The following is a 23,023-nucleotide window of genomic DNA, read 5'->3' on the forward strand; positions in this document are numbered from 1 at the left end:
GTCGCCCAGTGCCGAATCGTCCAGAAGGCTCTCGATACCCGGAGAGCCGCGCAGGCTTGAATCCGGCAGGCCAACGACGCCGTGCCGGCGCACCGCCAAACGCAAATCTTCGTGCCGGGCTGATCAGGCAGCGGCGTTCAAGCTGGAGCTTTGACCTGCTTATGACGTCGGTGTGAATGCTGTCCGGAGCTCATGCCAGGCCACCGGTCAGCACCTTCGCAAGCGCGCGGGCTGAGCGCTGCTCCGGGCGATAGCGGATTTCGATGAGATGGCGAGACATGCTGACGGGTAGAACGGCGACGAGGGCATGAAACAGCGAGAGCGCGAGTTTTTTCCGCAGTGAGAAGTACTCTCGGGCGACGACTCCAATCAACCTGGGAAGCTGAAAATAACGATTTGTTTCGCCGTTGATCGAGGCAAGGATCAGCTTCTTCTCCAGATAGAAGAACGTCCGCCTGACATCGAGCTGCCGCGATCTCGAATCCTTGGGCATGACCATGTTGAGATGGTCGATCAGGTGCTCGAAGCGTGTCATGTGCTGTTCGATCTTGTCAGTATCGATCGTTCGCCCTACGCCCGACATGTTGCGGCTGTGGACACGGTAAAGCCCGAGCTCCACCGGGAGGGACACGACCTCACCGAAGAAGGGGGCGGCGAGAATGATGATCCCGTCGACCGCATCGTCATAATCGGCGTCGCGCAGCAATTCGCAGAGATCGCGCCTGAACACGTTCCCTGAGGTCGGCGGGCTGACATAGACGCCGGTCCTGCGGACACGCTCCCTGAGGTCGCCGGGCTCGCGAAACAGCTCGGGTTCTGGAACCGCCGAGCCCAGGAACGTGCTGTCGCCGTCGACGCGGCTCAGGCAGAATTGCAGCTTTGCGGTCGACGGTTGCAGATGCGGGACGATCGCATCGAGCGCGCCCGGAGCGAGCTCGTCGTCGGCATCGAGGAACAACACGAACGGCGCCGTCGTCTGGTCGAGACCGAAGGTGCAGGCCCGGCGCTGGCCGCTATTCTCGATCCGGTAGGCGGAGACCCCCGTGCGGCTGATCACCTCCCATGAGGCGTCCGTCGAGCCGTCGTCGACGACGACGAGTTCGCAATCGCTGCGGTTCTGCGCGAGCACGCTGCAGATCGCGCGCTCGACATATTCGGCGTAGTTGTAGCAGTTGACGATCACCGCGATCTTGAACGTCGAACCGGTCATGCGCCGCCCCGCTGAAGCTTCGATCCCGACGCCGTTCGCAGTGGCGGCATGGTGCGCGCCATCGGACGCAAAGCGCTCCTTGGCGCAGACATTGCAAGAGCCGTACCGCACAGAGCAGGTCAGTCGGCGGCCCTGGGGCGATGGCGATCGGAAGCGCGATGTCGGGCAGGAGGACCAGGATTCTCTACATCGTGCCGCCGACGCGGTCGTTCGCCGGTATTGAGCGCGTCACCGACTCGATCTGCTCGGCATTGGCGACCGAGTATGAGCAGGATCTTGAGGTTTCCGTCCTCTACACCTCGCCCTTCGAACAAATCGTCGGCCAGCAGCGGCCATATGACGTCATTCTGAGCTTCTCAAAGGGACGGCTCGACCTGCTGCGCCGGGTCCGTCGAACGATTGCCAATGGGCAATTCGACCTCGTGGTCGTGCCGCAGGTCGAGCCGACGGCGGTGTTCTGGCTCTGCTGCCTCGGCATCCGGCGCCGCTTCATTCTCTATCTCCACGGAAATCCCAGGCTCGAGCGTCGCTCACTCAAGGCGAGCCTGCTGTTCAAGGCGATGCGGTTCCTGGTACTGCCGCGGCTGGCGCGCGTCTTCGGCACGTCGCCGCGCCAGCTCGAAGCCTTCCAGGCCGACTATCCGAGCAGGGTCGAGCATGTCTGGGTGCCGAATCCGGTGCGCTCGTTCGACATGCCGGTGCGGGCGCCCGCCATAGGCAGCCCGGTCCGCTTCGTCACGGTTGGCCGCTTCGCTTACCAGAAGGGCTACGACATCCTGCTGCGCGTCTTCGCCGCCTTCTGCGAGAAACGCGAGGGCGCCGAGCTGATCCTCGTCGGCTATGGCGAAGAGGAGCCTACGATCCGCGCCTTGATCGACGAGCTCGGCCTCGCCGGTAAGGTCACGATCGAACATCACCCCGACAGCCCGGCGATCCCGCTTTCGCGCAGCGACATCTATCTCTCGGGCGCGCGCTGGGAAGGCTGGTCGCTCGCCATTTGCGAGGCGCTGCGGTTCGGGCTGCCTGTGATCGCCTTCGACTGCGAGTTCGGACCGAGCGACATCATTCTCGATGAGCGCATCGGCCGCCTCGTCGCGCTGGGGGATATGGCCGGCTTCGTCGCCGCGATGGTGCACTATCACGACCATGCCGTGTCCGAGCGTCGCCATGCGCAGTATCGGGCCGACTACATCGATCGCTTCAGCCTCGATAAGGTCGTGCATGCGCATGCACGAGCCCTGCTCGCTGCCGATGGGCGCGTCGAAATCCAGCAGCTCGGCGCGATGAGCGCCGAACCCGCCAGAGCATCCTGACGAGGCAACGCGGCTGCTCACACCCGTCGATAGATGTCCTCGTAGCGGACAATATCGTCCTCGCCGAGATAAGAGCCGGACTGCACCTCGATGATCTCGAGCAGGATCTTGCCAGGGTTGGCCATCCGGTGGACACAGCCGATCGGCAGATAAATCGACTCGTTCTCGTGCACGAGGATGGTCTCATCGTCGCGCGTCACCTCCGCGATGCCGCGGACCACGACCCAATGCTCCGCACGATGGTGATGGCTTTGCAGGGACAGCTTCTGGCCTGGATCGACGACGATACGCTTGACCTGGAAGCGCTCCCCGAGATCGAGCGTCTGATAATAGCCCCATGGCCGATAGACCCGGCGGGAGCTGACAACGGCCGGATGCCCGTCGGCCTTGAGCCGCTCGAAGGCACCCTTGACCTCTTCGGCGCGATCGCGCTTCGTCACCATCACCGCATCGTTCTCGACGATGACAACGGCATCCTCGATGCCGACCAGCACGGTGAGCGGGCCGCTGCTCTGGACATAGCAATTGCGGCTGTCGACGAATTCGACATTCTCGCCGCCGGCATTGCCGGCCTCGTCTTGCGCCGAAGCTTCCCAGACGCTCGACCAGCTGCCGACATCCGACCAACCAAAAGAGGCGGGCACGACACTGGCAAGCTCGGTCCGCTCCATCATGGCGTAGTCGATCGACTTGCGCGGTGCGGCGCCGAAGCGCTCGGCGTCGAGGCGATGGAAGCCGATATCCTCGCGCGCCTCCACCATCGCTGCTATCGCCGCACTCGCCATTGCCGGCTCGTGCCTGGAGAGCTCCGTCATGAAGCTGTCGGCGCGGAACAGGAACATGCCGCTGTTCCAGAGATAGCCTTCGTCGAGATAGCGTGCCGCCGTGGCCGCATCAGGCTTCTCGACGAAGCTCAACACCTTCCGGGCTCCTTCGCCGCCCGGTTCCGGCCGGATGTAACCATAGCCCGTGGCGGGTTTGTCCGGGACGATGCCAAACGTCACGAGCCGGCCCTGGCTGGCAGCCGCTGCTGCAGTCTCGACCGAGGCGCGGAACGCCGCGAGGTCGCCGATCAAATGGTCGGAAGCGAGTACGAGCACGAGGGCTTGCGGATCGCGCTTCTGGACGAAACTCACGGCGGCGGCGATCGCCGGTCCGGAATCGCGGCGGGCCGGCTCGAGCAGGATCTCGCCGGTCATCCCGACCTGCTTCATCTGGCTCAGCACAAGGAAGCGGAAATCATCATGGGTGACGATGACGGGGGCACGAAACAGCGGATCCTGGATCCGGCCCAGCGTCTGCTGGAACATCGATTCCTCGCCGAGCAGCGAGATGAACTGTTTCGGAAAGGCTTCCCGCGAGGCGGGCCAGAGCCGCGATCCTGCTCCACCGCAAAGCACGACGGGTACAATCGTACCGGCGGTATTCGCGACCGGGGAGGGCGCGGCGGCGAGCGCCGATGCCTGCGTAAGGGGATCGAGCTTCACGAGGCCCTCACAGATGGTTTGAGCCGCTCCAAACCAGAGACGAGCAGCAGGCCGAGGCCAAGTCCAACGGCCTTGACCAAGACGTCGTGCAAGGTGCCGTGGCGCGTCGGTGCCCAAGCTTGGGCGAACTCTAGCGAGACGACCGCGGCAAGACCGATGGTAAAGATCGCAATCTGCTGCCGAGGATAGCCGAGTGCGAACGCAGCCGCGGCGGCCAGGAAGGCAAGACTGCGCTCGACATCGGGCATCAGCCACGCCACCGATGGCCGCTGCTCGACGCCGGACAGCGTCGCATAGACGATGACGATCAGGAGCAGCCAGGCCGAGAAGCGGGAGAGACGCCTGATCGCCGCCATTCGCGCGCGCGCCCCGCGCAGAAGGCGCGTCAACAATCCGTCCGAGCCTGCTCCTTGGCGTAACGCGCCGCCGATGCCCGAATCATCGATCTCGTCACGCCAGGCGGTGAGCATCGAGCTTTGCGCCCGCAATTGCTCGAGCCGGCGGAAGGCCGCCATCATCTGCGCCTCTGCCTCGACCAGGTTGGCCTCGTCGGCCGGCTCCCGGTCAAAATAGATTCCGTCCTCATTGCCCATCAGGGCCGCCGCGCGGGTGCGGGCCTCGTCGAGCCGGCGAGCTAACCCGGTGCACTCGCGTTCGATCCCGGCAAGGGACTGCCCGAGTTGCCGGTACAGCGGTCCAAGCCTGTCGAGATCCGTCTGGCGGTCTCGATGCGAACTACGAAACCGCGCCGGAAGCCTCATTGCCCCGTCTCCCATCGCAATGGCGGGCGGCGGTCCGAAGCGCGATTGCGCGAACCATCCTTGCGGGGATGATCAGCAATTCATGTGCCAGAAGATCGGTCGCGCAGCCGATCAGCGCGGCGGGCGGGGCCCGAGGATATCGAGGACGCCGCGTGGCCGTTGCTCGTCGCTTGTCACGGCCCGAGACCTGAGGGCGGTCAAAACGACAGCCAAAACAGCGACGATCGCGCTGGCGACAATAGCGGTGGCGATCAACGCCACCAGCAAGCCATGCGACCACATCAGCCAGAGGGTCAGTGCACCGCTGGCGAAGGCAGCCAGGAAAAAGACGATCAGCATCACTCGTGCTTTCGCGGCTCGCTATCGGCCAATGACTATAGCTTCGCTCCGCGGCCCGAGAAAGGCTTCGGGCGCGCGAGGGATACACAAGTCTGAGCACTCATGGTTAAGAGCGAGCTAACAGTCCGCAGCGGACTGGCAGCGGATTTGCTTGGGGGTCGTCAGAGTAGTCTGCATGGAGTGTTTCGTGAGGCATCTCACCCTCCCCAACCGTCTTTTGCCCAAGTGCACCCGAGCCGCCGGCCGAGTGCTTGCGCTGCTGGTAGCGGCGCTGCCCCTGGTTCTCGCCGCCGGTGGCGACCCACGGGTCAACGCGAGCGAGTTCGAGTACCGTGTCGCGGCGCAGGATCGGCTGAAGATCAAGGTGTCGGAATGGAGGCCGAACTCACGCGAGCTTTTCGAATGGTCGGCGCTCAGCGGCGAGTTCGCCGTCAGTTCGACCGGTATGCTCTCGCTGCCTGTCGTGGGCACTTTCTCGGTTGACGGAAAGGCGCCCGCCGAGATTGCAGCGCTGATATCAGAACGGCTGAAGGGCACCGCCGGACTTGTGAATGCGCCGGCGGCAGCCGTCGAGATCGCGCAGTATCGGCCGATCTACGTGGTCGGGACCGTCGAGAAGCCCGGGGAATACGCCTTCCGGCCGACGATGACTGCGCTGCAGGCGGTCGCCATCGCCGGCGGATTCCAGCGCATGGAGCTCGCGCTTGGCCGCTTCGAGCGCGAGACGATCATCGCCGAAGGCGAAATCAGTGTGCAGCAGACACAATTGCTCGCCCTGCAAGTGCGCCGCGACAGACTTCTGGCGGAGGCTCGCAAGGCCGAGGCGATCACCTTCTCGGATGACCTCCGCCGGAGTTTGAACGACAGCGCCACTCAGGCGATGCGCGAGGAAAGTGCGTTGTTCGCCTCGCATCGCAAGGCCGCCAAGTCACAGGGCGATCTCCTGCAGCAATCGCGATCCCTGCTTGAAGAGGAGTTGCGTACGCTCGGCGCCAAGGCCGTGACGCAGCAGCGTCAGCAGGACCTTGTTCGGCGCGAACTTAACAATATCAACAGCCTGATCAGCAAGGGACTGGCAGTGAGCCCGCGCCAGCTCGCTGTCGAACAGAATCTCGCGCAATCCGAGAGTCAGGCGCTTGACCTGATGCTCGCGACGGCCCGGGCAAAACAGGAGATCAGCCGGCTCGACCGGACGCTGTCCGATCTCGAGAACCAGCGGGAGATCGATATCGGGCGCGAACTGCGCGCAACGCAACTGTCGCTCAAGCAGACGGACGACAGGATCATCGCGCTGCGCGCGCTCATCCACGAATCGACAGCGCTCGCGCCGAGATTGCAGAGCCAGCAGGAAAAGCAGCTCGCGCGCATGCGCTTCAGCGTCCAGCGACGCCAGGGTGGCGCGGTCAACGAAATCGCGATCGAGGAGATGTCGCCGATCCTGCCTGGAGACATCGTCAGGGTGGAGCGGGCATCGCTGCAATCGATCATCTCGTCGCTGCCACCGACCGCTGCGGGAGCCCAGAACTAGCATATCGCGGACATCTGCGGCCGATCTGCGATCGGCTGCACCCAGGCTCCCGTCCAATATGGAGGTTGGCCTATGCTGTCGTTCGAGCGGCCCGCTCGTATCTTTCTCGCGGACGAACACCCGATCTTCGTGGCGGGGCTGCGATTCTGCCTGGCTGAGCAATTCCATATCGACGTGATAGGGGAGGCTCATTCGTCTGCCCGTCTCGCACAAGTCATCGAGGCGGCCGCTCCCGATGTCGCGGTCGTGAGCGAGAGTTTCAACGGCGTCTCGGTAGCCGAGGGTCTTTTAAATGATCTTCCATCGCAACGGGTGCTCGTCGTGGCGGAAGAACTCGATAATGCCCGGGCCCACCAGTTGCTGGCCTTGGGCGCACGCGGCTATGTCCTGAAACAGTCACCCGTCTCCGTCATGTGCAAGGCGATCGCAACAATTCTTCGCGGCGGCCACTTTCTTGATGCCGCGGATGCCGTGCAGATTCCAGCGGGGGGGCGGCGAGGGTTGGCCCTGACCGAAAGGGAGCAAGAAATTCTGCGCCTGATCGCCTTGGGGTTCAGTATTCGTGAAGCGGCCGAGCGCATCGGTATTACCACTAAATCGGCGGAAACCTACAAGCTGCGTGCCAGCAACAAGCTGAGCATCGATAGCCGCCAACAGATCGTGCAGTACGCCATCACTCAAGGGTGGTTTGAGTAGCGCGATTAAATAATTTAGCTTTCTTTAGATCGATCAAGACGCTCTCGTCAGAGCTCCATCTGCGTCATCGCGACGCAACCGCGGGCCTGTCCGCGTTGATGGCTCGTTAGCCGGGATGCCACGGAAAGGAGCGGAATCGCATGGAATTTGTCAGGAAAATTACCGACAACGCCCAAGTCGTAGTCAGTTTACGAGTGCATTGAACAAACATGCTGCATCGCACAAAAGCCTATTGTCATGTATTCGTCTCGCGTTAATAATCTATTAAGATGCGGTTTAGGCGTAGGGTGCTGCAATGAGCCGATTCCCGGACTCTCAGAATTTGCCTGCGTCCTTCTCACTACCTCTGCGTGTATCGCAAGTTGAATACAAATCGGCTCGGGTTGCAGCAAAGCGGGCATTCGACCTTGCGGCAGGTGTGGCCCTGATCTTCCTGCTGGCGCCCCTCATGCTACTGATCGCCGGCTTGATCAGGGCAGGCGACGGCGGTCCTGCGTTCTTCCGGCAGGCGAGGATCGGCCGCAGCGGCAAGAGTTTCCGCTGCTGGAAGTTTCGCACGATGGCCAGAAACGCCGACGATGAGCTCCAGCGCCTGCTCGCTTCCGATCCGGGCGCAGCGCGGGAGTGGGCTGAAAACCAGAAGCTGACCCGCGATCCGCGGATTACGCCCATCGGCGTGTTCCTGCGGCGCTCGAGCCTCGACGAACTGCCGCAACTCTTCAACATCATCTCCGGCGAAATGAGCTTCGTTGGACCGCGCCCGATCGTGGCCGCCGAGCGCGAGCGCTATGGCGAGGCCTTCACTCATTGCTTCTCGGTTCCTCCAGGGCTCACCGGCCTCTGGCAGATCAGCGGTCGCAGCGACTGTTCCTACGCAACGCGGATCTCGCTCGACAGCCAATACGCTTCGGAATGGCGCCTCCTGCTCGATGCCAAGATCCTGATCCGAACGGTACCTGCGGTCCTGATGCAGAAGGGCAGCCGGTAAGGCTGCCCAAGACCACGAGCCTGTCGGGCATGTCACGCCCGAACCACATGAGTTCCATGGAGGTCCTCGGCCCATGAAAGTCGCGATCGTTCATTATTGGCTCGTCGGGATGCGCGGCGGCGAGAAGGTGATCGAGGCGCTGTGCCGGATGTATCCGGACGCGGACGTCTTCACCCATGTCTACGTGCCCGATGCAGTCTCCGACGGGATTCGGCGCCACAAGGTCACGACGAGCTTCATCGGTCGGCTGCCGCGCGCAGCAAAGCTCTATCAGCGCTATCTGCCGCTGATGCCGCTGGCGCTCGAACAGCTCGACCTGCGCGGCTACGACCTGATCATCTCGAGCGAGTCCGGACCGGCCAAGGGCATCGTGCCGCCGCCCGGCACCATGCACATCTGCTATTGCCATTCGCCGATGCGTTACATCTGGAACATGTTCCACGAATACAGGGAGCGTTCCGACCCGATCACACGTTTAGTCATGCCGGCGCTAGCGCATTACATCCGCAACTGGGACAGCATCTCGGCCAATCGCGTCGATCACTTCATCGCCAACTCCGAGACGGTCGCCTCCCGGCTGCACCGCTACTATCGTCGTGCCTCGACCGTGATCCATCCACCGGTCGACGTCGATGCGTTCGAGGTGCTGCCGAATGGTTTGGTCGAGGATTACTGCCTGATGGTCGGCGAGCTTGTCGGCTACAAGCGGCCCGAGCTCGCCGTCGAAGCCTTCAATCGCACCGGTCGGCGCCTGGTGGTGATCGGTGGCGGCGAGATGCTGGCCGAACTGCGCCGCATCGCCAAGCCGAACGTGACCGTGCTCGGGCCGCAGCCTTTCAGCGTGCTGCGCTACCATTACTCGCGCTGCCGGGCCCTGGTCTTCCCCGGCGAGGAAGACTTCGGGATCGTGCCGGTCGAGGCCATGGCGAGCGGACGGCCGGTGATTGCCTTCCGCCGCGGCGGCGCGACCGAGACGGTGATCGACGGTATGAGCGGCGTCTTCTTCGACGAGCAGAGCGTCGATGCGCTCATCGCCGCTGAAGAGCGAGCGCGGGCGATCACCTGGCAGCCGCGCGAGATTGCGGCCTATGCCCGCAACTTCTCGACGGCGGTCTTCGAGAAGCAGATGAGACTTCACATAAACCAGCTGCTCAAGCCGCTAGCCGGGACGATCTCGATGGCCATGCCGGCGGCGCAGCCACGCCCGGCCCTGGTCCACAGCTTGGTGTGATCGACGCCGTCCCCTTGCGATCTTCAGGAAGAATCTGATGCAGACGATCTACCAGAGTGAAGTCTACGCCGATTTGAATCCCAGCTGGCACGAAGAGGATTCGCCGTGGAAGGCGCGACAGATCGAGACGATCCTGCGCAAGAACGCGATCAGCTTCGACAAGGCCTGCGAGGTCGGCTGTGGGACCGGCGAGATCCTGTTCAACCTGGCGAAGGCCTTCCCGGCAGCGCGCTTCCACGGCTACGAAATCTCGCCGCACGCCTATCAGCGCGCCAAATATAAGGAAACCGACAAGGTCACCTTCTCGCTGGGCGATTTCACGGCGGAGGGCGCGTCGGACTACGACCTGCTCGTGATCGCCGACGTCATCGAGCACGTCGAGGACTACATCGCCTTCATCAAGGCCTTGCGCGGCAAGGGCCGCTACAAGGTCTTCCACATCCCGCTCGATCTCTCCGTCCAGTCGCTGCTGCGCGGCTGGCCGATCACCAAGCTGCGCGAGAACGTCGGTCACCTGCACTATTTCTTCAAGGAGACCGCGCTCGCGACCCTGGCGGATTGCGGCTACAGGGTCATCGACCACGCCTATACGGCGAGCCGGCTGGAGCTGCCGAACCAGACGCTGAGCAGCCGATTGATGCGCTTGCCGCGCCGGTTCTGCTTCTCGCTCAACCCCGATCTGACGGTGCGCGTGCTCGGCGGCTATTCGCTGCTGGTATTGGCCGAATGACCATGGCTGGCGGGCACGACCGGAGCGGAGTCGGGCGGTCGTCACCGCAGCGAAAGGCGCGGGAGCCATGAGCATCGAGCCGATCGGGGTGCTGACCCTCCTCATCGGATTGATCTGCCTGATGCTGGGCACGGGCGCGCTCGTCTACGGGCTGGCGATCATGGCAGTCCTCGGGGCGGCCGCAGCCATGCTCATCGGCGCCGCCAACATCCAGCCCGGACATGTGATGCTGGCGTTCCTTGCCTTCGGCGCCCTCAGTCACCGCCGCGAGGCCGCTGCCGCCATCCGTGCGCTGCATCCGAACGAACCCGGCTTCTGGTTCACCTGCCTCGTCGCCTATGGCGTCGCCAGCGCCTTCCTGATGCCGCGCGTCCTCGCCGGTGTGACCGAGATCATCCCGCTCGGTACCACTGCCTTCGACGATACGGGCTCGACCGTGCCGCTGGCGCCGGTTTCCAGCAATGTCACGCAAAGCCTCTACCTCTCCACCACCCTGCTTTGCCTGATCACACTGACGGCCGTCGCCGCGACACACGAGGGCTTCTCGGCCGTCTTCAACGCGCTTCTCGCCTGCTGCGTCGCCAACACCGCCTTCGCCGTCCTAGACGTCGCGACCTACGCCACCGGAACGCAAGACCTGCTCGGCTTCATCCGCAATGCCCGCTACACGCTGCACACCGACTCCGAAATCGCCGGCATGAAGCGGATCGTCGGCTCGTACACCGAGGCCTCGGTCTTCGCGCGCTCGACGCTCGGCGTGCTCGGCTTCACCGGAACCTTGTGGCTCTGCGGCGTGCGCGCGCGGCTCACCGGCACGATCGCCGCGTTGTCGTTCGTCCTGATCGTCCTGTCGACCTCTTCGACCGGACTCGCCGGCGCGCCGGTGATGCTGCTCCTGCTCTACGGCTTCGCCTTCGCCCGGCTCGTCCAGGGCAGTGCCAGGCGCCAAGCCGCGATGTTCGCCCTCGGTGCACCGGTCATCGGGCTGGCAGTGGTGCTGCTGATCCTGCTCGATCCGGAAGCAACGGCGAAAGTCTACGGCTATGTCGATCTCGTCGTGCTCAACAAGGCGAGTTCCGATTCCGGCGTCGAGCGCAGCTCCTGGAACGTCGTCTCCTTCCAGAACTTTCTGGACAGCTGGGGGCTCGGTGTCGGGCTCGGCACCGCCCGCGCCTCGAGCTTTGCCGTCGCGCTGCTCGCGAGCGTCGGGATTCCGGGCGCGCTCTTCTACGCGGTCTTCGTCTTCGAATGCTTCCTGCGTCCGCGCGGCCAGCTGGCGAGCCTGGAGGCCGACATCGCGGTTGCCGCGCGCAACGGCTACGCCGGCCTGCTCATCGGCGACCTCCTCGTCGGCCCGATCATCGATCAGGGCTTCTTCTTCTGCATGCTGGCCGCGGTGGCCGCGGCGATCAGGCCGCGAGCTTCGGACGTCCTCAGACCTCTCCCTTTGGTCATCGGAGCAAGGCTATGACGGATAGCTTCGCGGTGAACGGCCGCTTCCTGTCGCAGGATATGACCGGCGTCCAGCGCTACGCGCGCAACGTGGTGGCGGCCCTCGACACGAGCCTCGAGGCCACCGGGCAGAAGGCGACCCTGATTGCGCCGCGGGGCGCTCCCGCCATGGCGCTGCAGGCGATCGACGTGATCCGCAGCGGGCGCTTGAGCGGGCATGGCTGGGAACAGGCCGAGCTGCCGCGGCTCTGGCCGGGGCGGCTCCTCAATCTCTGCAACACGGCACCGGTGATGAAGGGCGACCAGATCGTCTGCATCCACGACGCGAACGTCTTCACTGCGCCTGAGAGCTATGGCCGCGGCTTTCGCACGGCATACCGGGCGTTGCAGCCGCTGCTGGCGCGCCGCAGCGCCCGGATCGCCACCGTCTCGCAGGCCTCGGCCCGGCAGCTGGCGCGGCATCTGCCGCTTCGCGCCGCCGATATCGCCGTGCTCCCGGATGGCCACGAGCATGCGCTCGCCTGGGACCCTGCCAGGGCGGAGCGGGCCCCGGGGCTGCTGGCGGCGCGAGTCGATGCGGAGCGGCCGTTCATCCTCGCTCTGGGCTCGCATGCGCGCCACAAGAACCTCGCCCTCCTTGTCACGATCGCGCCCCGCCTTGCGGAGCTTGGTATCGACGTCCTGGTCGCCGGAGGCGGCGGCGGCATCTTTGCAGAGGAGCAGCTTGCGCAGGCAGCCAATGTCAGGCTGCTGGGGCGGGTCAGCGACGACGATCTCGCCTTCCTGCTCGAACGCGCGCTGTGTCTCGCCTTCCCGTCCTGGACCGAAGGCTTCGGTCTGCCGATCGTCGAGGCGATGGCGCGGGGCTGCCCGGTCGTCTCCTCCGATCGCGCCAGCATGCCGGAGGTTTGCGGCGACGCCGCGCTGCTCGCATCGCCGGCGGACCCGGCTGCCTGGGTCGGGCATATCAGGAGGCTGGCTGAGTCGGTTGCCCTCCGGCAGGAATTGAGCGAGCGCGGCCGCGGGCGCCTGCTGCTGTTCTCCTGGCGCAGCACCGCCGAGGGCTATCTGGAGCTGGCGCGGTCGCCGAAAGCACATCGCGCTGCGCCGACGGCGCCTGCAACTCCGGCGCCACGCATCGCGGCCGTCATCGCCACCCGCGGCCGGCCGGAGGTGGTGACGGAGACGGTCCTGCACCTTCTCAAGCACCAGACGCTGAAGCCCGACAGCGTCATCGTCTCCTGCATCGACCCCGCCGATGCCGGCGGCCTGCAGGGTCGCAACGATGTCGTGGTGCTGACCGGCCCTGCCGGGCTGGCGGCCCAGCGCAACACGGCCCTCGCGCATCTGCCACGCGGCACCGAGATCGTCGCCTTCTTCGACGACGACTTCGTCGCCCATGAGGGCTGGCTGGCCACGGCGGCCCAGACCTTTCGCGACGAATCGAGCATCGTCGCCTTCACTGGCCGGATCCTGGCCGATGGCGTGACCGGCCCCGGCATCGAGCTTGCGGAAGCGGTGAGGCTGGTTGCCACCCCGCCGCCGAGCGACTGGTCCTGGATCGAGCCCTACAGCCCATACGGGTGCAACATGGCCTTTCGTCTCGCCAGCATCGGCGACCTGCGCTTCGACGAGCGGCTGGTGCTCTATGGCTGGCTCGAGGACCGCGATTTCGCGGCGGCCCTCGCGCGGCGCGGCGGGCGACTGGTCAAGTCCGCCGATGCGATCGGCGTCCACATGGGCGTCAAGGGCGGTCGAATGGCCGGTGAGCGCTTCGGTTACTCGCAGATCGTCAATCCGCTCTACATGCTGCGCAAGGGCACGATGACGCTCGGCCAGGTCGCCGACCATCTCTTCCGGAACATGTCGAGCAATCTCGGGCGCTCGCTGCGCCCCGAGCCGTTCATCGACCGTCGTGGCCGGCTCAGGGGCAACCTGCTCGGGATTGCCGACATCCTGCGCGGGCGCATGCAGCCCGAGCGCGCCGCCGCCTTGCAGCCGAGGGGGAAATTCAGATGATGCTGGGAAAGCCGGGCGCATCCGGTGCGCCATTCCGGATCCTGCCCCTGCCGGATACCCAACCGGCACAGATCAGTGACGGCCCGGTCGCCCTGCTTCGCATGATCGGAGCCGCTGGCCTGCGCCATAAGGGCAGGCTGGCGATCTGGATTGCGCTCTGCCTCGCGGCGGCCTTCGCCCATATTCGAACGACGCCGCCGACCTATACAGCGACTGCGACCGTGCTGCTCGAACCGCGGCGGCAGGTTCCAAGTGCGGCGCGCGAGATCGCCGCACCGAGCTCGCTCGACCTGAACGCTGCCGACAGCGAGTTGCAAGTGATCCGCTCGGAGCGCCTGTTGAGCACGGTCTTCGACGCGCTGGCGTTGAGCAACCATCCGGAGCTGGGTCCGCAGCCCCCGGGGCCGTTGCAGATGCTGACCAACCGCGTCGGCGCCGCCCTTCGCAGTGTCTGGACCGTATCGACCGGCGTGGCGGCTCAGCCGGGCGCCGAAGCCCCGCTTCGCGTCGATCCGCGGCGCAGCGCCTTCGAGAATTTCGCGCGGCACTTCTCGGCGCGGCGCGTCGGCCAGTCCTATGTGCTCGAGATCACTTACTCCTCTGCCGATCCGGAATTGCCGGCGCGCATCGCCAACGCCGCTGCCTCCGCCTATCTGCTGCAATCGGTCGCCTTCAAGGCCGACGCTGCGCGCAGCGGCGCCGAATTCCTGCAAGGCAGGCTGGATGCGCTCGACTCCCAGGTCCAGGCGGCCAATGCGGCCGTCCGCAGCGGCGCGCTGCCGGCGCGGCCAATCCCGGACGCCGATGCGCGGATCATCGGCGCGGCTCAGGCGCCGCTCGGCCCTTCCGCCCCGCGCGGCAGCCTGATCATGGCGTTCGCCGGCGTTTTCGGACTGCTCGGTGGCGTGTTCGTTGCGGCGCTCGCCTCGGTCTTCGATCGCCGTGTCCGCCGTCCCCAGGATCTCATGCGCGAGACCGGCCTGTCCTGTCTCGCCGTCGTCCCGGAGATCGCAGGCTGGCGCAGGCAGGGGCGCGCCTCGGCCTCGGACAACGCGATGCTGGTGGCGCGCGAGCATGCCGGCCCCTTCGCGGCGGCGATCCGCGATCTGGGAGCGGCGATCGATATCGCGTGGGCCACGAGTCGTTCCGAAGGCAGCCCAGTCGTGGCGATCGGCTCATGGCGAGCAGGCGCCGGCGCTACGCTGCTGACGATGAACCTGGCGCAGCTGCTCAATCATCGCGGCCGGCAGGTCAGCGTTCTCAGCGCCGATGCGTCCCCGGCGCGTGGCGAGGACGGTAGCGCCGCCGGACCATCGCTGACCGACGTGATCGCCGGCGGCAGCACGGGGCAGGCGGCCTTCGCCAATGCCGATGGCGTCCGCCTGCTTCCAATCCGCTCGGCGATGCCGCAGCTCAACCGCTTCGTCGATTTCCGCGATCCGCGCGCCGGGCTGGTCATCGCGCAGGCAAGACAGCGCGGTGAGGTGCTGATCGACTTGCCGCCGCTCTGCGAATCCTCCGATGCGGTTGCGCTCGCCACTCATGCCGACATCGTCGTCCTCGTCGCCGCCGAGGGCGCGACGACCTATGACGAATTGAACGATGCGCTCGGTGTCCTCCAGCGTGCCGGCATCGCCGTCATCGGCGCCGTGATCAATCGCGGCAGGTCGTGATGGGGCTGCAGGAGGCCGCAGCGTATCACCGCGGTTCTTCGGCCCAGCCTGAGACCGACCTGTCGCGACAAGGCGAACTTCTCAGCCGGCTGCGCCGCGGACATCGCGGCGCCCGATCCTAAATTCCCTCAGCCGTCTACGCAACTGGCCGAGCAAGCCGAGAAACGGTCGCTCGAGCCAGCGCTCGGCGGCATGGGCAACGGCGAACATCAGGAGGAAGCTCCCTGCCAGCAGCCCGGCAAGTGCGAGGACATGCTGGCTCGCGCGCAGATAGGCCTCCGCCACGATCGTGTAGATGAACGGCACGTGGATCAGGTAGAGCGGGAACGAGATCGCGCCGAGATATCGCCCGATCCGGCCCGAGAGAGCTGCAATTAGCCAGCGCGAGCGAGTGCAGCCGTAGACGATGAGCATCGCAGCGACCGGGTAGAGCAGCCCGCCCTTCCTCTCAGGCTTCAAGGCCTCCGGCAGCCAGTCCAGGCCGAGCACGCGCGCCGCATCGCCGCTCTGCGAGCCGATCACGAGACCGAGCAGTACGGCGGATACCGGCAGGGCCGACGGTAATCGTCCCGAAGCCCAGGCCTCGCGCAGGATGATACCGAGCGGAAAGCAGACATAGTCATAGCGCCGCAGCGCGATGAAGATCACGGCGCTGCCGAGCGCGATCGCGAGGCGGAATCGTGGCCTTGCAAATAAGCAGGCGGCGAAGCACAGGATCGAGCCCAGCAGCTCGGGCCGCATCGTCCATAGGACATTGTTGAAGAACGAGCCGCCGCTCAGGAATATCCCGGCCATGCCGTTGTAGATCGCCGCGGCCGGACCGGGGATCGATCCTTGATGGGTCCAATCGAGCCAGTGGCTGCCGGTAAGCTTGGCCAGTTGCGTAGCGGAGGTCGGGAATAGGCTCAGCAAGAGCCAGGCCGCGAGTGTGCTGGCCGTCGCCGGGATCGCGAGCCGCAGATAGCGGATGGTGACGTCGATCCAGATCAGGTCGGATTTGCGCAGGGTCGCGTTGGTCACGACGAAGCCACTCAGGACGAAGAAAACCGAGACCGCGAAGGTGCCGTTCCAGGCCACTGCTAGGGGCGTGTAGGCGAGCCAGTGCGCGCCGGGCTGCTGCTCCGGCACCAGCCACGGGGTCAGGGCCGACATCAGATGGAAGATCACGACCGCGACTGCCGCAACTCCGCGCAACCCGTCTAGGTGGTCAAGTCGCTGGCTCACGCGCTTCTCCAGGCTTGTCGACACCAATCCGCGGGCGCCACCAACGGTCAGAGAGCTCCAGGCGCCCGGCGCCGATCGCGAGCCACATGCCGCAGGCGAGCAAGGTCAATCCGTAGAGCAGCGCGCCGAGGGCCGCGACCAATGCGAGTTCGGCTGGGGCCGGCAGATGCCAGGGGATGAGAAAGCCGCGCAGGCCGAGTACGCCGGCCGTCATGACGGCCGCCGCAACGGCGATCTTCCAGAGATTGAGGAGCTGCTCGGCGATACCGATAAAGAGCAGGCTGCGGAGCCAGCGCAGGAAGAAGACCGCCATGACCGCAGCCGCGACTAGCCGAGCGGCCGCCATGCCGACAGCGCCCCATTGCAGAAAGCCGATGACGACGGCCGGCGAGCGAATGGCGAGATCGTAGAGATTGAGCCGGAAGATCACCTCAGGCCGGCCCAGTGCCAGGCTCAGCGAATACAGTGTCTGGAAATAGGGCGTCGCCGTCACCGAGAGCGACAGCAGGCTCAGCAGCCAATCGGCGCCATGCCATTTCGGACCGAGCAGGACCTCGATGATCAGATCGGACGTCAGTGCGATTCCCAGGCTGCAAGGCACCGAAGCGAGCATGCTGAAGCGTGCCGCCTTGAGGAAGGCGAGCCGCAGGCGCTGATCCTCCGCCTTGATCCGGGCGAACGCGGCCATGATCGGTTGCAGTGCCGGCCCGATCAGACTCTGGGTCGGCATGACCGACAGGTCGGCAGCGACCGCATAGCGGCCGAGCGTCTCCTTGGCACCGCCGAGCCCGAGCAGGATGCGATCGAACTGCCAGTTCACCGCTGAGACGAACTGGGCGCAGGTGAACCAGCCAACGAAACTGGCAAAATCCGGCAGTCGGGACAGCGACAGAGCCGGCCGATAGGGGGCGAGCAGGTAGGAGATTGCGCAGCTGAAGACGGGTGCGGCGACGAAATTGATGACCAGGGCCCAATAACCGCCGCCGAGCAGGAGGGTTGCGATGGCGAGACAGAAGGCTGCGAGCTTGCCGCCGGTCTCAAGGAGGAAGTTGCGCAGGAAGCCGAGCTCGCGGATGAACATGACGAGGCCGGGGCTGGCGAGACCGCGTGCGATCGGTGCGAAGGCGAGCGCGAGAATGACCGGGACGAGCTGCTGATCGCCGTTGAGCCACGCGAACGGCCAGGCGACGGTAAGCAGCACCACGGAAATTGCGAGACCGCGTAGGGCGCCGAGCGTGAAGCCCGTGTCGAGATGCGCCTTGTCGACATGAGGCAGGCGGACCAGCGCCTGCGTCACCGGAACCTCGAGCACCATGTCGACGATCGCGACGCAGGACATGGCGAGCGCCGTCAGGCCGAAATCCGCCGGCGCCAGCATCCGCGCCATGATCAATAGCGTGAAGAAGTCGATGAACCGGCCGAGGAAGCGCGACGCGACCAGCCAGCCGGCACCCCGGAACGCCTTCATCGCCAGCATGGCGATCCGTCCTCGGAGCCGCGCGGCACGCGTCGGCACAAATCTCGGCCTGCGGCGACCGCTCTGAAAGTCGCCCTGATCACACGGCCTCCCATCAGCGGTGGTAGCCGGTGGAGAGTCCGCGTAGCGCATGGAAGGCTTCGACTGCCGTCAGCAGCGGCAGGTGCGAACGTGGAAAGGCTCGCACGATCGCGCCTTCGCGCCAAAGCTGAGTGCGGATCGATGCCAGGCGGGACAGCGCGCTGCCCAGCGGCGCAACGCCATCTCCGACAGTGCCGGCCCGGCCGAAATCGACGGAGCGCTCGCCGATAGCCAGCGCCGCGAGGTCGGCCGCGACCGGTCGAGTGACGGCCTGCCTGAGCCGCGGCCAGGCGCGGGCCGCATCGGCCATGATCGCCGTTCCGCCCCCGACGTCGTCGATATAGGCGAGGGCGCCGGACAAAAGAGGATTGCCGGCGGCAGGATCAACGGCCCCGAAGGCAATGTCACCGGCGTTGCAGATGGTCGCGCCGTCCGCGCCTTCGGCGAAGGATCGTACTGATGGAATCGCCGGCTCGAACAGGCTCTCGACCAACTGCCAATAGCGCAGCACCGTCGAGCGGACGGCGAGGGGGCTGTAGCGGTTGCGCTCGACGGCAAGCCCGACGACACGCGGGAAATGCTCCTCGCTGAGGCCCTTGTAGTTGCAGCGCGCGAGCTGGATGGTCTCGAAGCTCAAATCCGGCACGCCGGCTGCGAGCAGGCGCTGGGTGCTGCCGTAAAGCCCGGTGTCGCACAGGATGATCCGCCTTGCGCCGCAGCTGGCTGCGGAAAGATGGCGTAAGAAGAGTGTGTTCTGCCTGTCGATGTCGGCGGTGACGGCAGTGCCGGCCGGCCTGTCGAGCATGGCGAAGAAGCGCTCTGGCGCGAATGGTTCGTTCCATGACTGAAGCAGCTCATAGCGACCGCCACCCAACGCGGTGGCGACGTCGGCGAAGCTGCTGCCGCGGAATTCGCGCCCGAGTTCGTCGAGTGCCGCCTGGCTGCGGGTCATGACGGCCGCTCTGGCCGCAACCAGGCGCGAAACCATCAGGTTCTCGCGCGGCATTGCGAGCGGCAGGTTCAGCCGCTTGGCGATCCGCTCGAACGCTGCCCGAATGCCGAGTCCGCCGCGCGCGCAGAACAGCAGGGCCGCGTCGCCGCGCTTGCGGGCCTCGTCGGCGTAGAGCCAGATCGCCAGGCAGAATTCGGCCACGATCGGGCCGAGCACCTCGCGCCCGAACGCATGGGGATCGCGAGTATATTGCGCTGGAGTGCCGGCATGGGCCCGTTGCCTTCGGAGGATGCGGCCGAGCTCGCTTGCCCCGCCGTGAAGACGCGACAGATGACGCTTCAGCTTCGGGCGCGGGAGGTGGAGCGTGCGCAGGCCAAGTGAGGACGGTACGGCGTGGTCGGCGAGCCAATCGTCGCCGACATGCAAGGTCCGGCCGGCATCGACCCCTTCTGCGGCAAGGACGGCATGGAAGAGCTCGCCGCGTCGCTTGGTCAGGCCGAGGTCGGCGCTGGAATAAATCCGATCGAGCAGTTCTGGGCCATGGAGATGGCTGACCAACGCGCCGAGCACCGAAGCCGGCAGCCCGATGTCGCTGATCGCGATGACGCGCCGGCCTTCGCTGCGACAGCGGCGCAGCAGTGCCGCGAGTTGCAGGTTCGGCCGTAGCGATGCCTTTTCAATATCGAGCTCGATCGCGAGCCGCGTCTCGCACAGCGGCTCCGTTCGCGTCTCGGGCAAGCCGAGAATGGTGAGCTGGCGCCGGATCACGTCGCGCAGCCTGACCTCGCCGTCCTGCTCCGCCATGTCGAGCGCGCGATAGGCCAGCCGCTGCGCCTCCAGACGGGCCTCGACCAGCCAGCTCTCCGAAACCGGCAGGCCCTGTTCGGCCAGTCTGCGAGCGAAGATGCGCTCGCCGCCGACGATACGAGCGCGCTCCGAGCGAAGCGTGCGCAACAGCAAGGTGTCGAACAGGTCGGTCGAGACCAGCTCGATCCCCTCCAACAGCTCCGCCTCGTTCGGATGTGGCCAGCCCGGCATCATACGCTCCGTGCTCAGACGCATTGGTTGACACCGTCGCGACGAGCCGACGGCCGACGCGAAAACGCACGCCTTACGCAGATGAAGCAGGGACCATGCCAGTTCAGGATGGTTGCTTCGGCAGATCGCAAGCGCGATTGCTCATTCACATCGCATTCGCTGCACGATTGAGCAGGAAAAGGCGCGCTGTGCCGGCGAGTTTTGCTTTCGGCTGATCTTACGGGGGACTAGCCTCTTATCATGTCCGATCAGTGAGGTTCGGCGATGGAAGAGGTGATCCAGCAGATCGACGATGCCGAGAGCACGGCCGCCGAGCGCTGCGACGTCATCGTCCTGGGCGCGGGCGTCTCCGGCCTGGTCTCGGCCTCGGTGCTCGCCCAGCAGGGCTGCAGGCGGATCGTCGTCGTCGACGAATACCCGCACATCGGCGGCAATCACATCGACTGGTCGTCGGGCGGGTACACCTTCGATATCGGTAGCCTGATCTTCCAGGATGACTCGCCGCTGCTGCAGCATTTCCCGGAATTGCTGCCGCTTTACGTGCCGATCCGGCCGCGTTGGGCAAGGCTGAATCCGCAACGGCTCATCACCGCATATCCGATCTCGGTAAAGGACGACATCCTGCGCGCCGGGCCGCTCGAGGTTGCTCGTATCCTGGCATCGGCGGCCTATGCCCGCCTTTTCAAACGGCGGATGCGCAACGCCCGCGAGTTTGCCCGTCATTGGATCGGGGCCAGGCTACTGCACCGCTCGGGTCTCGACGCCTACATGACCCGATTCTATGGCATTGCGTCCGATCAGATCGGCATCGAACTGGCGCGCAAGCGCATGCAATGGATCAGCGAGCACGCTTCGCTGCGCGCCATGCTCGGCCGCCTGCGCCGAACGAAGCCGTCGGCACCGACCAATTGCCAGCTGGCGCGCCCGCGCGAAGGCTTCGCGGCGCTCTACGCCGCTGCGGCCGCGACGCTGTCCGCGCGTGGCGTCAGCTTCCTGATGGGGGCAAAGCTCGACCGGATCGAGAAACTCGACAATCGTTTCGTCCTGTTCCGCGAGGGCAAGGCGATCGTCGCCGATCGCGTCGTTTCGACGATCCCGATCCCGCAACTGCAGGCACTCTGCAACCTGCCGGTCTCGCAGGAGCTCGAGACGATCACGCTGCTGGCGCTCTACTTCAGCTTCGACGGCGTGCGCGGCTTCGATGAGGAAATCATCTACAACTTCTCCTATGACGGTGCCTGGAAGCGCCTGACGATGTATTCCGACTTCTACGGTCGCGCGCAGAGGCGCGAGTATTTCGGCGTCGAGGTGATCGCCAATCATATCGGCAAATCCGTCGCCCAGGCCGAGGCGGATTTCCGCGCCCATGTCGCGGTGAACGGCCTCTTCCGCGGCGATCTCAGGCTCGAAGGCAGCCAATTCCTCGACAACGCCTATCCGGTCTACCGCAATGGAGCGGATGAGAGCGCTGCCGAGGCGGTCAAGGCCCTGAAGGCCTTCGGGATCGAATCGTTGGGCCGCCAGGGCGGTTTCAATTACCAGCCGACGGCACGGGTCTCGACGATCGAGGCCGAAGCGGCGTTGCGGGGCGCTCGCGCGGTCCCGGCACAGTAAATGCAGGGCCTTCGCGCCCAGCGACGCAGAGGCGCGAGCGCAGGCGAGTTGGCGGTCCGAGCATCGTGATGGGCCCATGCGTATCCTCCATTTGCTGAATCACACGACGCAGTCGAACGGCCATGTCCACGCTGCGGTCGACCTTGCCTGCGAGCAGAGCCGGCTCGGCCATATCGTCGCTGTGGCCAGCGGCGGTGGCGATTTCGATGCGCTGCTCGCCCGCAATGGCGTCAAGGTTTTCACGATCGACCATCGGCGCAAGGGGGCGACGTTATTGCGGTCCGCCTGGGCGCTGCGGCGACTGGTCGGCACTTTCAGCGCCGACATCGTCCATGCCCATATGATGACGAGCGCCGTGCTTGCCTGGCCGATCTGCAAGCTCGCCGGTATCCCGCTGGTCGCGACGGTTCACAATGAATTCGAGAAGAGCGCGGTTCTCATGGGGCTCGGGACCCGTGTCATCGCGGTCAGCGCCGCTGTTGGTATATCGATGCGCCGGCGCGGCATCCCGGCCGCCAAGCTGCGCGTCATTCTCAACGGCACCATCGGCTCGGCCCGCCTGGCAAACCGCGAGATCACGCCGATCGCGCTCGCTTCACCAAGCCTCCTCTTCGTTGGCGGTCTGCACCCGCGCAAGGGATTGGCCGATCTCTTTGCCGCCTTCGATCTGGTCCATCGCCGACATCCGCGGGCACGCTTGCACATCGTCGGCGATGGACCCTTCGCGCAGATCTACCGCGACATGGTCGCCGGTTTGTCCTGCCGCGAGGCCGTGCGCTTCGAAGGCAGCAAGGTCGATCCTTTCCCCTGGATGCGCGGCGCCGATATCTTCGTGTTGCCGTCTCATGCCGATCCGGCGCCGCTTGTCCTGCCGGAGGCAAGGGAGGCGGGCTGCGCCATCGTGGCGACGCATATCGACGGCATCCCCGAATTGCTGGAGGGCGGGGAGGCGGGCGTGCTGGTACCGGCCCGCGATCCCGATGCGCTTGCCACTGCCCTGTCCGAGCTGATCGCAACCCCTGATGCGATCAGTCATTGGCGCGAGCGAAGCCAGTACCGGATCGAGCATCTGAAGATCGCCCGCGTCGCCCGCGAGACGCTCGACCTCTACGACGAGGCGATCCTGCAACTCGGCCGGAGGGCCGGCTCGGCGCTGCCCCATACGAATTGAAGACGCTGGAGCTGCTTGCGGCAGTCCAGCCAGCCACCC

General features: G+C 65.5%; 18 protein-coding genes. 11 read left to right on the forward strand and 7 right to left on the reverse strand.

The window, feature by feature from the left end:
- Window positions 1-190 precede the first annotated feature (190 nt).
- On the reverse strand, window positions 191-1,210 hold the full coding sequence (locus ACSQ24_RS28695) for a glycosyltransferase family 2 protein (RefSeq protein ID WP_436098199.1): 1,020 nt from the start codon (window positions 1,208-1,210) through the stop codon (window positions 191-193).
- A gap of 158 nt (window positions 1,211-1,368) precedes the next feature.
- Between ACSQ24_RS28695 and ACSQ24_RS28700 the strand changes: the two genes are divergently transcribed.
- Window positions 1,369-2,523 (forward strand): glycosyltransferase, encoded by a 1,155-nt coding sequence (locus tag ACSQ24_RS28700; RefSeq protein ID WP_436098200.1) that lies wholly within the window; start codon window positions 1,369-1,371, stop codon window positions 2,521-2,523.
- 17 nt (window positions 2,524-2,540) lie between these two features.
- Here ACSQ24_RS28700 and ACSQ24_RS28705 read toward each other — a convergent pair whose 3' ends face one another.
- The 3 genes from ACSQ24_RS28705 to ACSQ24_RS28715 form a co-directional block, all read right to left on the reverse strand.
- Window positions 2,541-4,010, reverse strand: coding sequence for a mannose-1-phosphate guanylyltransferase/mannose-6-phosphate isomerase (locus ACSQ24_RS28705; RefSeq protein ID WP_436098201.1), 1,470 nt, complete (start codon window positions 4,008-4,010; stop codon window positions 2,541-2,543).
- On the reverse strand, window positions 4,007-4,771 hold the full coding sequence (locus ACSQ24_RS28710; RefSeq protein WP_436098202.1) for a hypothetical protein: 765 nt from the start codon (window positions 4,769-4,771) through the stop codon (window positions 4,007-4,009). Before ACSQ24_RS28710 ends, ACSQ24_RS28705 begins: the two co-directional genes overlap by 4 nt.
- A 111-nt stretch (window positions 4,772-4,882) precedes the next feature.
- Complete coding sequence (locus ACSQ24_RS28715; protein ID WP_436098203.1) at window positions 4,883-5,110, reverse strand: hypothetical protein; 228 nt, start codon at window positions 5,108-5,110, stop codon at window positions 4,883-4,885.
- A gap of 247 nt (window positions 5,111-5,357) precedes the next feature.
- Here ACSQ24_RS28715 and ACSQ24_RS28720 point away from each other — a divergent pair, with 247 nt between their 5' ends.
- The 8 genes from ACSQ24_RS28720 (at window position 5,358) to ACSQ24_RS28755 (ending at window position 15,427) form a co-directional block, all read left to right on the forward strand.
- The gene (locus ACSQ24_RS28720) at window positions 5,358-6,638 is read left to right on the forward strand and encodes a polysaccharide biosynthesis/export family protein (protein ID WP_436098204.1); all 1,281 of its coding nucleotides are present in this window, start codon (window positions 5,358-5,360) and stop codon (window positions 6,636-6,638) included.
- Window positions 6,639-6,710: 72 nt separating this feature from the next.
- Window positions 6,711-7,334, forward strand: coding sequence for a LuxR C-terminal-related transcriptional regulator (locus tag ACSQ24_RS28725; protein WP_436098205.1), 624 nt, complete (start codon window positions 6,711-6,713; stop codon window positions 7,332-7,334).
- 295 nt (window positions 7,335-7,629) lie between these two features.
- A complete protein-coding gene (locus ACSQ24_RS28730; RefSeq protein WP_436098206.1) occupies window positions 7,630-8,322 on the forward strand; it encodes a sugar transferase in 693 nt (230 codons plus the stop codon).
- Window positions 8,323-8,395: 73 nt separating this feature from the next.
- A complete protein-coding gene (locus ACSQ24_RS28735; protein WP_436098207.1) occupies window positions 8,396-9,553 on the forward strand; it encodes a glycosyltransferase in 1,158 nt (385 codons plus the stop codon).
- A 37-nt stretch (window positions 9,554-9,590) separates the two neighbouring features.
- Complete coding sequence (locus tag ACSQ24_RS28740; protein ID WP_436098208.1) at window positions 9,591-10,283, forward strand: class I SAM-dependent methyltransferase; 693 nt, start codon at window positions 9,591-9,593, stop codon at window positions 10,281-10,283.
- Window positions 10,284-10,350: 67 nt separating this feature from the next.
- Window positions 10,351-11,754 (forward strand): hypothetical protein, encoded by a 1,404-nt coding sequence (locus ACSQ24_RS28745; protein ID WP_436098209.1) that lies wholly within the window; start codon window positions 10,351-10,353, stop codon window positions 11,752-11,754.
- Entirely contained in the window at window positions 11,751-13,754 is a 2,004-nt protein-coding gene (locus ACSQ24_RS28750; RefSeq protein WP_436098210.1) for a glycosyltransferase, read from the forward strand. Before ACSQ24_RS28745 ends, ACSQ24_RS28750 begins: the two co-directional genes overlap by 4 nt.
- Window positions 13,751-15,427: a hypothetical protein gene (locus ACSQ24_RS28755; RefSeq protein ID WP_436098211.1), complete on the forward strand. Its 1,677-nt coding sequence runs from the start codon at window positions 13,751-13,753 to the stop codon at window positions 15,425-15,427. Before ACSQ24_RS28750 ends, ACSQ24_RS28755 begins: the two co-directional genes overlap by 4 nt.
- Window positions 15,428-15,508: 81 nt before the next feature.
- Here ACSQ24_RS28755 and ACSQ24_RS28760 read toward each other — a convergent pair whose 3' ends face one another.
- The 3 genes from ACSQ24_RS28760 to ACSQ24_RS28770 form a co-directional block, all read right to left on the reverse strand.
- A complete protein-coding gene (locus ACSQ24_RS28760; RefSeq protein WP_436098212.1) occupies window positions 15,509-16,651 on the reverse strand; it encodes an acyltransferase family protein in 1,143 nt (380 codons plus the stop codon).
- A complete protein-coding gene (locus ACSQ24_RS28765) occupies window positions 16,635-18,128 on the reverse strand; it encodes an oligosaccharide flippase family protein (protein ID WP_436098213.1) in 1,494 nt (497 codons plus the stop codon). The genes ACSQ24_RS28760 and ACSQ24_RS28765 overlap by 17 nt, the downstream gene beginning before the upstream one ends.
- A gap of 94 nt (window positions 18,129-18,222) precedes the next feature.
- Window positions 18,223-20,199 (reverse strand): hydrolase, encoded by a 1,977-nt coding sequence (locus tag ACSQ24_RS28770; RefSeq protein ID WP_436098214.1) that lies wholly within the window; start codon window positions 20,197-20,199, stop codon window positions 18,223-18,225.
- Between the two features lie 264 nt (window positions 20,200-20,463).
- Between ACSQ24_RS28770 and ACSQ24_RS28775 the strand changes: the two genes are divergently transcribed.
- A complete protein-coding gene (locus ACSQ24_RS28775) occupies window positions 20,464-21,813 on the forward strand; it encodes an FAD-dependent oxidoreductase (RefSeq protein WP_436098215.1) in 1,350 nt (449 codons plus the stop codon).
- A 76-nt stretch (window positions 21,814-21,889) separates the two neighbouring features.
- A complete protein-coding gene (locus tag ACSQ24_RS28780; protein WP_436098216.1) occupies window positions 21,890-22,984 on the forward strand; it encodes a glycosyltransferase family 4 protein in 1,095 nt (364 codons plus the stop codon).
- The last annotated feature ends 39 nt before the right edge of the window (window positions 22,985-23,023 follow it).

The organism is Allobosea sp. LjRoot237 (assembly GCF_964253285.1).
Classification (GTDB): domain Bacteria; phylum Pseudomonadota; class Alphaproteobacteria; order Rhizobiales; family Beijerinckiaceae; genus Allobosea.